The 12,660-nt window shown below is 41.7% G+C and carries 10 protein-coding genes and 2 tRNA genes; 10 read left to right on the forward strand and 2 right to left on the reverse strand.

Features of this window, described 5'->3' with window-relative positions; all coding sequences use genetic code 11:
- Positions 1 to 24 precede the first annotated feature (24 nt).
- The 6 genes from CAP51_RS04890 to CAP51_RS04915 are packed head-to-tail and all read left to right on the forward strand — an operon-like array spanning position 25 to position 6,743.
- Positions 25 to 1,626, forward strand: coding sequence for a carboxyl transferase domain-containing protein (locus CAP51_RS04890; protein ID WP_087619605.1), 1,602 nt, complete (start codon positions 25 to 27; stop codon positions 1,624 to 1,626).
- A 12-nt stretch (positions 1,627 to 1,638) separates the two neighbouring features.
- Complete coding sequence (locus CAP51_RS04895) at positions 1,639 to 2,436, forward strand: enoyl-CoA hydratase/isomerase family protein (RefSeq protein ID WP_087619606.1); 798 nt, start codon at positions 1,639 to 1,641, stop codon at positions 2,434 to 2,436.
- Between the two features lie 15 nt (positions 2,437 to 2,451).
- Positions 2,452 to 4,440, forward strand: coding sequence for an acetyl-CoA carboxylase biotin carboxylase subunit (locus CAP51_RS04900; RefSeq protein WP_087619607.1), 1,989 nt, complete (start codon positions 2,452 to 2,454; stop codon positions 4,438 to 4,440).
- A gap of 2 nt (positions 4,441 to 4,442) precedes the next feature.
- A complete protein-coding gene (locus tag CAP51_RS04905) occupies positions 4,443 to 5,342 on the forward strand; it encodes a hydroxymethylglutaryl-CoA lyase (protein WP_087619608.1) in 900 nt (299 codons plus the stop codon).
- A 54-nt stretch (positions 5,343 to 5,396) separates the two neighbouring features.
- Positions 5,397 to 6,101 carry a CoA transferase subunit A gene (locus tag CAP51_RS04910; protein ID WP_087619609.1) on the forward strand — a complete coding sequence of 235 codons (705 nt, stop codon included), beginning with the start codon at positions 5,397 to 5,399 and terminating at the stop codon, positions 6,099 to 6,101.
- Positions 6,102 to 6,107: 6 nt separating this feature from the next.
- Entirely contained in the window at positions 6,108 to 6,743 is a 636-nt protein-coding gene (locus tag CAP51_RS04915) for a CoA transferase subunit B (RefSeq protein ID WP_087619610.1), read from the forward strand.
- A gap of 74 nt (positions 6,744 to 6,817) precedes the next feature.
- On the opposite strand, the gene CAP51_RS04920 is transcribed toward CAP51_RS04915, so the two are convergent.
- Positions 6,818 to 8,491 (reverse strand): AMP-binding protein, encoded by a 1,674-nt coding sequence (locus tag CAP51_RS04920; RefSeq protein WP_087619611.1) that lies wholly within the window; start codon positions 8,489 to 8,491, stop codon positions 6,818 to 6,820.
- 188 nt (positions 8,492 to 8,679) lie between these two features.
- Positions 8,680 to 10,899, reverse strand: coding sequence for a DNA topoisomerase IV subunit A (gene parC / locus CAP51_RS04925; protein WP_087619612.1), 2,220 nt, complete (start codon positions 10,897 to 10,899; stop codon positions 8,680 to 8,682).
- Between the two features lie 297 nt (positions 10,900 to 11,196).
- Here parC and CAP51_RS04930 point away from each other — a divergent pair, with 297 nt between their 5' ends.
- From CAP51_RS04930 to CAP51_RS04945, 4 genes are all read left to right on the forward strand, one after another.
- Positions 11,197 to 11,706, forward strand: a complete 510-nt coding sequence (locus CAP51_RS04930) for an acyl-CoA thioesterase (protein WP_087619613.1) — start codon at positions 11,197 to 11,199, stop codon at positions 11,704 to 11,706.
- A gap of 178 nt (positions 11,707 to 11,884) precedes the next feature.
- Positions 11,885 to 11,960 (forward strand) — tRNA-Glu (locus tag CAP51_RS04935).
- A gap of 74 nt (positions 11,961 to 12,034) precedes the next feature.
- A tRNA-Glu gene (locus CAP51_RS04940) sits at positions 12,035 to 12,110 on the forward strand.
- Between the two features lie 137 nt (positions 12,111 to 12,247).
- Complete coding sequence (locus tag CAP51_RS04945; RefSeq protein ID WP_087619614.1) at positions 12,248 to 12,586, forward strand: zinc-ribbon domain-containing protein; 339 nt, start codon at positions 12,248 to 12,250, stop codon at positions 12,584 to 12,586.
- Positions 12,587 to 12,660 lie beyond the last annotated feature (74 nt).

A 12,660-nucleotide genomic window follows, 5' to 3' on the forward strand; every position in this document is an offset into this window, starting at 1 on the left:
GGAAAAGAAAAGGATGACATGACCATGAACCAATTATCCAGCAAAATTAATGTACGTAGTGAAGGTTTTAAAGAAAATCAACTCGCTATGCAAACATTAGTAAACGATCTTAAAAATCTGACTAACCATATCGCACTAGGCGGTGGAGAAATTGCACGCCAAAAACACATTGCACGGGGCAAACTGCCAGTACGGGAACGAATTAATCAATTGATTGATTCAGGTACTGCATTTCTAGAAATTGGTCAACTGGCTGCCTATCATGTCTATGATACTGATATTCCTGCTGCGGGGGTCGTAGCAGGGATTGGTTTAGTGAATGGTATCGCCTGCATGATTGTTGCCAATGATGCGACCGTTAAAGGCGGGACGTATTATCCTCTCACAGTCAAAAAACATTTACGTGCACAAGAAATCGCCGAACAAAATCATTTGCCATGCATTTATATGGTTGATTCCGGTGGTGCATATTTACCGTTACAAGAACAGGTTTTTCCAGATCGTGATCATTTTGGACGTATTTTTTACAATCAAGCTCGTATGTCAAGTCTGGGTATTGCACAAATTGCAGTGGTCATGGGCAGTTGTACCGCAGGCGGTGCATATGTGCCTGCCATGTCTGATGAAACAATTATTGTTCGTAATCAAGGTACCATTTTTCTTGGTGGGCCGCCATTGGTCAAAGCGGCAACCGGTGAAGTGGTCAGTAGTGAAGATTTAGGTGGTGGTGACGTACACACACGTTTATCTGGTGTCGCCGATCATCTTGCCGAAAATGATGAACATGCCATCGCCATTGCAAGAAATATCGTTGCCAATTTAAATAAGTCTCCGCAAACCCAAGCAAAGCAAATTGAGTCGCCACTATTTGATGCCCAAGAACTGTACGGTATTGTTCCGGTTGATAGTCGTCAACCTTTTGATGTACGTGAAGTCATTGCAAGAATTGTTGATGGCTCAAGATTTGACGAGTTTAAGACACGTTTTGGCACAACCTTGGTCACTGGTTTTGCCCAATTATATGGTATGCCTGTGGGAATCATTGCCAATAATGGAATTTTATTTTCAGAATCAGCGCAAAAAGGTGCTCATTTCATCGAACTTTGCTGCCAACGTAGTATTCCACTGATTTTCATACAGAATATCACCGGCTTTATGGTGGGTCGTCAATATGAAAATGAAGGGATTGCTAAAAATGGTGCCAAACTGGTGATGGCAGTCGCCACTGCCAATGTCCCTAAAATCACATTGATCATCGGCGGTTCATTTGGCGCTGGTAATTATGGTATGTGTGGACGAGCCTATTCACCTCGTTTTTTATGGACTTGGCCAAACTCCCGTATCTCAGTTATGGGCGGTGAACAAGCTGCCAGTGTACTCTCCACCCTCAAACGTGAACAAATTGAAAACAATGGTCAGCAATGGTCAACACAAGAGGAAGAACAGTTTAAACAGCCCATTCGTGACCAATTTGAGCAACAGGGTCATCCTTACTATGCCTCTGCCCGGCTTTGGGATGATGGCATCATTGATCCTGCACAAAGTCGTCATGTGCTAGCACTTAGCCTATCTGCTGCACTGAATGCACCGATTCAGAGTACAAAATTTGGCGTATTCAGGATGTAAAGGGAGAACGAAATGTCATATCAATATTTAGAACTAACTTTACAACAACAGGTTGCAACAGTCTGGCTCAATCGCGCCGACCTGCATAATGCTTTTAATACTCAGCTCATTGAGGAGCTTGATCAGTGTCTACAGGATTTAAATCAACGTGTTGATATACGTGTTGTCGTATTGGCAGGACGAGGCAAAAGTTTTTCCGCAGGTGCAGATTTAAACTGGATGAAACAAGCGGGTCAGGCCGCTCATACAGACAATCAAGCGGATGCACTGAAACTTGCAAAAATGCTTAATACTTTAGCCACATTAAAACAGCCTACCATTGCCCGAGTACATGGTATTGCCTTTGGTGGTGGTATGGGTCTAGCGGCAGCATGTGATATCTGTATTGCATCAACTCAGGCACAATTTGCGACATCGGAGGTACGTTTAGGACTTGCCCCGTCTACCATCAGTCCATATGTTATTGCAGCAATCGGTACACGTCAGGCATCACGTTACTTTTTAACCGCAGAACGGATCAGTGCAGAACAAGCAAAACATATTGGCTTGGTGCATGAAATCAGTCATCCAGAACAGTTGGATCAGCAATTGGACCAGATTATTGCCGCTTTATTACAAGGTGCGCCTCAGGCACAAGCAGCCTCAAAACAATTAATCCAAATGGTAAGCCAACATCCCCTTACAGAGTCACTCAGGATTGCCACCGCCAATCACATTGCGGATATACGTCAAGGTCACGAAGCCAAAGATGGATTAAACGCATTTTTAAATAAACAGACTGCGCCATGGATTGTAGCATCAACAAAATAACAAAGGATCATGACTATGTTTACAAAAATTCTCATTGCAAATCGTGGTGAAATCGCGTGTCGGGTGATTCGCACTGCAAAAAAATTAGGCATTGCCACAGTTGCAGTTTACTCAGATGCAGATGCTCAGGCTCAGCATGTCAAACTGGCTGATGAAGCCATCTACATCGGACAATCGCAACCCAATCAAAGCTATTTGCAGATTGACAAAATTATTGCAGCTGCCAATCGTACCGGTAGCCAAGCGATCCATCCAGGTTATGGATTTTTATCAGAAAATGATCAATTTGCGCTTGCTTGTGAACAAAATAATATTTGTTTTATCGGACCTCCAGTGTCTGCAATTTTGGCCATGGGATTAAAAGCGACCTCCAAGGCACTGATGGAAAAAGCTGGCGTACCTTTGACTCCGGGTTATCACGGTGATAATCAAGATCCAAGCTTTTTAAAGCAACAAGCCGATCAAATTGGTTATCCGGTATTAATTAAAGCCAGTGCTGGCGGTGGTGGAAAAGGTATGAGTCTGGTTGAATCCAGTACAGTTTTTCTCGATGCCCTTGCCTCTTGCAAACGTGAAGCAAAATCTAGTTTTGGTAATGATGATGTATTAATTGAACGCTATGTGATTCAGCCACGTCATATTGAAGTGCAAGTATTTGGTGATTCGCATGGCAATTATGTACATCTATTTGAGCGCGATTGTTCAGTACAACGTCGTCATCAAAAAGTATTAGAAGAAGCGCCCGCACCCGAAATATCACAAGACAAATTGGCAACCATGCGTCAAGCAGCCATTGATGCTGCTAAAGCAGTCAATTACGTGGGTGCAGGTACAGTAGAATTTATCGTTGAACAAGATGGTACTGCCTACTTTATGGAAATGAATACTCGTCTACAGGTTGAACATCCTGTTACTGAAATGGTGACAGGTGAAGATCTGGTAGAATGGCAGTTACGCATCGCTTATGGCGAACCCCTACCTAAAACGCAACAACAGATCCAGTGTCTGGGTCATGCGATTGAAGCACGGATATATGCTGAAGTTCCCGAACAAGGCTACTTGCCAGCTATTGGCAAAATCAACTATTTACACTATCCCGAACAAAACCAGAATGTTCGTATAGACAGCGGCATTGTACAAGGCGATGAAATCACCACCTATTACGACCCAATGATTGCAAAACTAATTGTATGGGGGAAAAATCGTGATGCAGCTTTGGTACAAATGCATCACGCACTACAACAATTCCATGTCGATGGCTTAGGTAATAATATTGCCTTTCTCGACCGAATTATCCAATGTGATAGCTTTCAACAAGCTAAACTGGATACTAGCCTCATTGAGCGTGAACACGAGCATCTGTTCAATCCAAACATCAGTATTAAAACGCAAGATGTAATCCATGCAGCCTTTATTAAATTTCTATCTGAGACACGTCGTGAGAATGCTACAAACACCTCCGCCTGGCAAGATCAGTGTTTATGGCGTTTAAATATAGAAACCAAACAAAGCATTAAACTCAAATATCAACAGACTGATATCCAACTCAATATTAGTCGCACGGACAATAGCTATTATATTGATTATTTAGGACAATCCTATCCCATCAATGGAAATTTAATTGATGCACATACGGCAGAAATCAGCAGTGAAGGCATACAGAGTAAAGTTTCTTTTAATCTTAGCCCAACGGGTATCACCCTTTATAAACATGCCAAAACACTTAAGTTTGAATTTATTAAACATTCTTATGCTACTGAAGATAGCAGTGATAGCGAAAACCTTTTGAAAGCTCCTATGCCGGGTACCATTACTCAGGTCTTTGTTGATGCAAACCAAAGCGTCAAGAAAAATGATATTTTATTAACGCTTGAAGCAATGAAAATTGAATATACCATTCGTGCGCCACAGGACGGCATCGTGCGTGAAGCTTATTTTAAAGCAGGTGATCAGGTCAAAGTTAATGACGAATTAGTAGACTTTGAGCTTGCAGTGGAGACTTAATCATGGATGAAAGTATTAAAATTGTTGAAGTCGGTCCACGTGATGGCCTGCAAAATGAAAAACATCATTTAACAGTTCCTCAGCGAATGGCATTAATTGAGGATTTAATCCAAGCAGGGCTTCGGCATATTGAAGTTGGATCTTGTGTATCCCCCAAGTGGGTACCACAAATGGCAAACAGTACTGAACTATTTCAACAACTTCCTAAACGTAACGACGTTCAATTTAGTTTATTAACGCCCAATATTAAAGGTTTTCAAGCTGCTCAAGCCGTCAATTGCAAAGAAGTGGCGGTATTTACTGCGGCTTCGCAAAGCTTCACCCACAAAAACATTAATTGCACAATTGAGGAAAGTCTTGAAAATTTTTCCGAACTGATTCAACTCGCTAAGCAACAGCATATCCTGGTTCGGGGCTATGTTTCTTGTATGGTTGATTGCCCTTATGAAGGCGCAATTGATCCCCAACACGTTGTAAAAGTAGTAAAAGCCCTATTAGACATGGGTTGCTATGAAGTTTCATTGGGCGAAACCATCGGTACTGCAACCCCTGACCGTATTAAAAAAGTCTGGGAAGCATGTTTGGCTGAAGTGCCCGCAGATCAGCTCGCTGGACATTTTCATAATACCTATGGCATGGCCATTGCCAATATTCATCAATCGATTTTACAGGGTATTCGTACCTTTGATTCATCAATTGCAGGTTTGGGTGGCTGCCCTTATGCCAAAGGTGCTTCTGGCAATGTTTCGACTGAAGACTTGTTTTATCTCGTGAGTCAGATGGGCTTTGAAACTGGAATTAATCTCCCAGCGCTGATGCAGGCCAGCAAAAATATTAGTGAAGTATTACATAGAACCAATCAGTCTCATTATGCCAATGCATATTGGCAGCAATGTAACTAATCCATGCGTCACGTTAATTTTTTCATTCATCATTAAAATATCGTAGAGGGAATTATGCGAAATAAAGTATATCAGGATGCAAATCAAGCTTTAGCAGGCATTATTCAAGATGGACAAACTCTGGCAGTTGGCGGCTTCGGCCTATGTGGAATTCCAGAGGCATTGATACAAGCATTAAAAGATACAAATTGTCGCGAGTTGACCTGTATCTCCAATAATGCCGGTGTAGATGATTATGGTTTGGGAATTTTATTACGCAGCAAACAAATTAAAAAAATGATTTCATCTTATGTTGGTGAAAATAAAGAATTTGAACAACAATATCTGAGTGGTGAACTTGAAGTTGAACTTACACCACAAGGTACTTTAGCAGAAAAATTACGTGCAGGTGGTGCGGGTATTCCTGCATTTTATACTCAGGCAGGCGTTGGAACGCTGATTGCAGAGGGCAAAGAAACCCGTATTTTTAATGATAAGGAATATATTCTTGAACCCTCTTTGACCGCAGATGTCGCATTAGTGAAAGCCTACAAAGCGGACAAAGCTGGTAATTTAGTTTTCCGTAAAACTGCGCGCAACTTTAATCCTGAATGTGCTACTGCCGCTAAAATTACTGTGGTAGAAGTTGAACATTTGGTGGAGGTCGGCACAATCGATCCCGATGAAATCCATCTAGCAGGAATTTATGTTGATCGAATCATCGTTAATAACGCCATAAAGAAACATATCGAACAAGTGACACTCAAAACACAAGGATGAACACTCATGAGCTGGACAAGAAATCAGATGGCACAACGTGCTGCACAAGAGTTACAAGATGGATTCTACGTCAATCTAGGTATTGGGCTACCCACTCTCGTCGCAAACTATATCCCTGAAAATATGGATGTTTGGTTACAATCAGAGAATGGCTTATTGGGTATCGGTGAATTTCCTACAGCAGAAACTGTAGATGCCGATCTAATTAATGCTGGTAAACAAACTGTTACCGCTAGACCAGGTGCGGCTTTTTTTTCGAGTAGTGAGTCTTTTGCCATGATTCGTGGTGGACATGTTGATATCGCAATTTTGGGCGCGATGGAAGTCTCTGAAAAAGGAGATCTTGCCAACTGGATGATTCCGGGTAAAAAAGTTAAGGGGATGGGCGGTGCAATGGATTTGGTTGCCGGTGTCCAAAAAGTTGTTGTACTAATGGAACATTGTGCAAAAGATGGCAGTGCTAAAATTTTAAAAGAATGTCAACTTCCGCTGACAGGCAAAGCTGTTGTGAATCGTATTATCAGCGACTTGGGTGTATTTGATATTACTGCTGACGGTATCAAAGTGATTGAATTAGCTGATGAGGTTACCTTTGATCAAGTTCAGGCACTTACTGGTGTCAACTTACAACAACCTGCATAAACACTTGATGAGGAATGCTTAAACAAAAAAGCTGCATCATTGCATAATGATACAGCTTCTTAAATAAATCTCAATTATTTACGCAAATCTTTACGCAAGATTTTACCGACATTGGATTTCGGCAATTCATCAAGAAATTCAACATAACGTGGACGTTTATAGCCGGTTAAATTCTCTTTGGCATAGGCCAGAATCTCTTCAGCTGTCAGGCTGGCATCTTTTTTCACAATGAATAATTTTGGCACTTCACCTGATCTTTCATCCGGCACGCCGATCGTTGCCACTTCCAGAACTTTTGGATGTTTGGCCACTACCTCTTCAATTTCACTTGGATAAACATTAAAGCCGGATACCAAAATCATATCTTTTTTACGGTCTACGATTTTGACATAGCCTTCATCATTCATGATCCCAACATCGCCAGAGCGGAAGAAACCATCGGCAGTCATCACCTTGGCCGTTTCATCCGGACGATTCCAGTAACCTTTCATGACCTGTGGACCACGAATCGAAATTTCCCCCTGTTCACCAATAGCAACCTCGTTGCCATCATCATCCAGAATCGCAATATCTGTATCTGGGGCAGGAATACCAATAGTACCTGTGAATTCTGTATTAATCGGCGGATTAACAGACGCCAATGGTGAGGTTTCCGATAAACCATAGCCTTCAATGATAATAGAGCCGGTCACCTTATGCCATGCTTCAGCCGTTGAAGGTAATACTGCCATACCTCCACCAATCGCAATTTTCAAATTGCTGTGATCAAGCTGTTTAAACTCTTCATTATGCACCAGTGCATTAAACAGCGTGTTCACAGCCGGGAAGAATGCCGGTTTATATTTACGCAGTTCACCCACCACCGCAGGCAAGTCACGTGGATTTGGAATCAGGATATTGGTTGCACCGCGATACATGCCATACAGCGCGCACACCGTAAAGGCAAAAATATGGTATAACGGTAATGCACAGACAATCCGCTCACCCACCAAACTATCACCACCACCAAATTTGCTGGCAAAAATCACATCAACCTGTAGCATATTGGCAATCAGGTTTCTATGCGTCAATTCCGCACCTTTGGAAACGCCTGTCGTACCGCCCGTATATTGCAATACCGCAGTGTCGCTTAAAGTCAGATGAGGACGTGTATATTTCGCAGATGAACCTTTGGATAAAGCAGACTTAAATGTTGTATGTCCAGAAATATTCCATGCAGGCACTTGTTTACGCACTTTACGTAATACAAAATTGACAAGCGTACCTTTTAACAGACCAAGCATGTCGCCAACACCGGTAACAACCACATGTTTTACTGGAGTTTTACCATGAATAGGCTGATAAACATGCGCAAAGTTCTCAATGATAACCAATGCTTCTGCACCAGAATCATTTAATTGATGCTCTAATTCACGCGTGGTATAGAGTGGATTGACATTCACCAATACATAACCTGCAAAAAATGTCCCAAGTGCAGCAATCGGATATTGGAAAACATTCGGCATCATCACGGCAACACGTGATCCTTTTGCCAACCCCAAGCTTTGCAAATAGGCAGCGAACTGACGACTATACTGCTCTAAATCCGAGAAAGTTAAAGCTTTGTCCATAAACAAAAACGCTTCTCGTGATCCGTATTTTTTAAAATTGTTTTCGAATACATCAACTAAAGACGTATTCTCTGCTGGCAATGAAATATCTTTTTGAATTCCAAATTTTTCATAAGTTTTCAGCCAAACTTTTTCCATAGTTGCCACTACTCCCAATCCTATTTTGTTCGATCATACAGTCCTGTACGTTCTTACTTACCCTACTGCACGAATTGAATTTACATTTTTTATGCAAACCATTTTTGCAGGGCAGTTTTTCAATTACATACTGCCTGCAATCATTTATAAAATCTTACCCAACATCCCGACTATACGGTGAATATAGATCAGAGATCAAGTAATAATCTTTGCGCTTTCTGATAACCACGCGGCAAAAGTTTGCCTTTGGTCGATTTTTTGCCATAGTAGGTTTGTAAATCATTGCCTTTAAGGCTTAGAAAACGTGTACCTACTTGTATTTTTAACACATCTTGCTCGAGGTTGAGTGCAATGTGACTGATTAGTTCATCATCTGCATCCAATTGCATCAATTTGTTTCCTTTACCTTTACTTAATTCGGGAATATGGCTTTGATCCACGATCAATAAACGGCCCTGCCGCGTCAACATGGCAAGTTGCGCTTTTTCTGTGCTAAAAACAATCGGCAATGCCTTAAATCCGTTGGCAACGGATAAAAATGCCTTACCGGCTTTGGCCGAAGTATCCAGTTGTTTCAGCTGGGTTTTAAAACCATAACCCTGTGAGCTAAGACTGACGATCTGCTGCTCGTCCTCACCCATCAGTACCTGAATAAACTGTGTTCCCGATGCCGGATTTAACTTGGAAGTTAAAGGTTCACCCTGACCTCTAGCAGAAGGTAATTGATTCGCTGTCAGTGCATAACTACGCCCTGTTTGATCAAGCATATACACCCGCTGATTACTCTTGCCGACCACAGAATCCAGGTAGCTATCACCCGCACGATAATTCAACTGGGTCGCATCAATTTCACCTTTGGCCATACGAATCCAGCCGGCTTCAGATAGCGCAACCGTTACTGTTTCCGCTGGGGTAAAATCAGATTCTTTCATTTGTACCGCATCACTGCGATGGACAATCGGCGAACGGCGATCATCACCAAATTTTTTGGCATCGTCATTGAGTTCATTGATCATCAATTTTTTCAGCGATTCCGGATTTTCCAGTTGTTCACGAATCACTGCTGCGCGTTCTGACAGTTCATCCTGTTCCTTGCGAATTTCCATTTCTTCGAGTCTGGCCAAATGGCGTAGTTTTAACTCCAAAATGGCTTCCGCCTGAATTTCATCAATCGCAAAATGCGCCATTAATACCGGTTTTGGCTGATCTTCTTCACGAATAATCTTGATTACCGTATCAATGTCCAGATAAGCGATCAATAAACCCGCCAAAATATGCAGGCGTTTATCAATTTTATTCAGATGATACTTTAAACGGTTGGTGATGGTTTCGGTGCGAATTTCAATCCATTCCAGTAAAATCTTGCGAATCGATTTCACCTGTGGACGACCATCTGCACCAATCATATTCAGATTGATACGGTAGCTACTTTCCAGATCAGTCGTCGCAAAAAGATGGCTCATAATCGCATCGACATCAACACGATTGGAACGCAGCACAATCACCAGTCGGGTCGGATTTTTATGGTCTGATTCATCGCGTAAATCGGTAACAAACGGCAGTTTCTTGGCCTGCATCTGATCGGCAATCTGTGCAATTAATTTTGACCCGGAGACTTGATAAGGTAAGTGCTCGATGATGATTTCGTTCTTTTCCACGGTATACACCGCACGCATACGATAGCTACCACGCCCAGTAGTTTGGATTTTTAACAACTCTTCTGGCGAGGTGATAATTTCGGCATGGGTAGGTAAATCCGGTGCAGGAATAAATTGTTGCAATTTTTCATCACTTAATGCTGGATTTTTTATAAGGGCAACAGTTCCTTTAATCACTTCGCGTAAATTATGCGGTGGAATATCTGTTGCCATGCCGACAGCAATGCCCGTTGTACCATTGAGTAAAATATTCGGCACTCGCGCAGGTAAATTCACCGGTTCCTTTAAACTGCCGTCAAAATTGTCCTGCCACTCACATGTACCCTGCCCCAGTTCACTTAACAGCACCTCACTATATAGCGAGAGTTTGGCCTCGGTATAACGCATGGCCGCAAAGGACTTCGGATCATCTGGCGAACCCCAGTTGCCCTGTCCTTCAATAAAAGGATAACGATAACTAAACGGCTGAGCCATCAAGACCATGGCTTCATAACAGGCACTGTCACCATGTGGATGATATTTACCCAATACATCACCGACCGTACGGGCAGATTTTTTTGGTTTGCCGGAATTTTTTAAACCCAGTTCACTCATCGCATACACAATACGACGTTGTACCGGCTTTAGGCCATCACTGATATGCGGTAAAGCACGATCCATAATGACGTACATGGCATAATTCAAATACGCCTGTTCGGTAAACTCTGCAACTGAACGATTTTCGGTAGCGTGATGCACAAGGCTGCTCATGCGATTGTTTTATCCTTTAATCTAAGTTCTCTATAAAGTGCTATGCTAAGTTGTCCATCTAAAATCAGCAAGAGTCTTTGCAAAGCTAAACGACATAAGTTGTCTACATCGATCAATCCTGCAAATAATTCTGGGTCATCTATTTAAAGTTATACGTCACTTTAGCAATCATTGTGTTATTTTTTATACAAAAACAGGGCCAAATCATAAGTTTGATAAAAATGATATGCCCCAAAAGTCGTAAAACTTCTTATAATATATCCACTCTCCACTTCCTTCATATATTTGAGGAATATTATGGCTCCTCTCGATCCCTTAACTCAGGCCGAAGAACAAGCTGAGTTATCAATGTCTGTTTTAATGACTCCCGATATGGCAAACTTTTCTGGTAATGTACATGGTGGAACCATTCTAAAATTACTTGATCAGGTTGCTTTTGCCTGTGCCAGCCGTTATTCGGCCAGCTATGTTGTTACGCTTTCTGTAGATAAAGTGCTATTCAAAGAGCCAATCCATGTTGGTGAACTGGTGACATTTCTGGCATCTGTAAATCATGTCGGTACATCTTCAATGGAAATTGGTATTCGAGTCGAAGCACAAAATATTCAAAAGCGTACCATCCGTCACACCAACAGCTGTTATTTCACCATGGTTGCAGTAGATGAAAATAACAAGCCAAAACGTATTCCACCTTTAATTCTGGATAGTGATTTAAAACGCTGTCGTTTTGAGGCCGCAGAACAACGCAAACAATTGCGTCTGCAACAGCAAAACACACATATTTCATGTAGCATTTTTAAAGAATAATTTCTGTAGATCATGAACTTGTGGCGAGCAATTCGCCACAATCCATAAAAACAACAATTTAACGTACAAAAAAAATGCGATTAGCACAAATTTCCTTTAAAAATATTTGCATCACCTAAAATATGCCATTACAATGCACCTCGTTCTAAACAAGCGGCATCGCAACTTGTTTCTCTGCGTCCCTATCGTCTAGAGGCCTAGGACATCGCCCTTTCACGGCGGTAACCGGGGTTCGAATCCCCGTAGGGACGCCACTTTAAATTAGTTCTTTAAAACGAACTTTCATTTAAAGTGTGATGATAACAATCATTAGAACAGCCTCATATTTGTCCCTATCGTCTAGAGGCCTAGGACATCGCCCTTTCACGGCGGTAACCGGGGTTCGAATCCCCGTAGGGACGCCAAATTCAAAAGAGCCGTTGCATTCATCAGTCAACGGCTTTTTTATGTCTGGAATTGTACCTAGGTTATTGCTTGATATTTGCCTGAGCAACCCATACATTGAAAAGTAGATTGTTTTTTCTTTTTTGAGATTTTATCTATGAATTATCGTTGTCCCAAATGTCAAAGCACCAAAATTATACCCATGGCATCTGCAACCGGTCCCCGTCCACAAATTCCTAAAAGCTTGTTAATATTGGTACCAAGTATTCTGCTTCTGGCATTATTATTGGCAATCAACGTTGTCTTTCTGATTCTGGATAAAAGTGCTGGTCCGGTATTAAACGGGGCAACGATTCTTGTGGTTTTAAGCTGTATTGCTTCAGGTTTTATGTTCTGGCGCGACTTACCAAATTTCAAAATTTCCATGCAAAGCTTTATGCAGTCACAAAAACAATGGAAATGCCGTGAATGCCAGCATGAATGGCAAAATCAATAATTTTAAATTTTACGCCTATCACATATGTGGATAGCTAAAAAGTTATCCACAGTTTTGTATATAATTAAAGCATT

This window comes from Acinetobacter populi, assembly GCF_002174125.1.
Lineage (GTDB): Bacteria > Pseudomonadota > Gammaproteobacteria > Pseudomonadales > Moraxellaceae > Acinetobacter > Acinetobacter populi.

What these genes read in the sequence shown, in the direction of transcription:
- CAP51_RS04890 (WP_087619605.1), top strand. Translation starts at nt 25, where the DNA reads ATGAACCAATTATCCAGCAAAATTAATGTACGTAGTGAAGGTTTTAAA.
- CAP51_RS04895 (WP_087619606.1), top strand. Translation starts at nt 1,639, where the DNA reads ATGTCATATCAATATTTAGAACTAACTTTACAACAACAGGTTGCAACA.
- CAP51_RS04900 (WP_087619607.1), top strand. Translation starts at nt 2,452, where the DNA reads ATGTTTACAAAAATTCTCATTGCAAATCGTGGTGAAATCGCGTGTCGG.
- CAP51_RS04905 (WP_087619608.1), top strand. Translation starts at nt 4,443, where the DNA reads ATGGATGAAAGTATTAAAATTGTTGAAGTCGGTCCACGTGATGGCCTG.
- CAP51_RS04910 (WP_087619609.1), top strand. Translation starts at nt 5,397, where the DNA reads ATGCGAAATAAAGTATATCAGGATGCAAATCAAGCTTTAGCAGGCATT.
- CAP51_RS04915 (WP_087619610.1), top strand. Translation starts at nt 6,108, where the DNA reads ATGAGCTGGACAAGAAATCAGATGGCACAACGTGCTGCACAAGAGTTA.
- CAP51_RS04920 (WP_087619611.1), bottom strand. Translation starts at nt 8,491, where the DNA reads ATGGAAAAAGTTTGGCTGAAAACTTATGAAAAATTTGGAATTCAAAAA.
- parC (WP_087619612.1), bottom strand. Translation starts at nt 10,899, where the DNA reads ATGAGCAGCCTTGTGCATCACGCTACCGAAAATCGTTCAGTTGCAGAG.
- CAP51_RS04930 (WP_087619613.1), top strand. Translation starts at nt 11,197, where the DNA reads ATGGCTCCTCTCGATCCCTTAACTCAGGCCGAAGAACAAGCTGAGTTA.
- CAP51_RS04945 (WP_087619614.1), top strand. Translation starts at nt 12,248, where the DNA reads ATGAATTATCGTTGTCCCAAATGTCAAAGCACCAAAATTATACCCATG.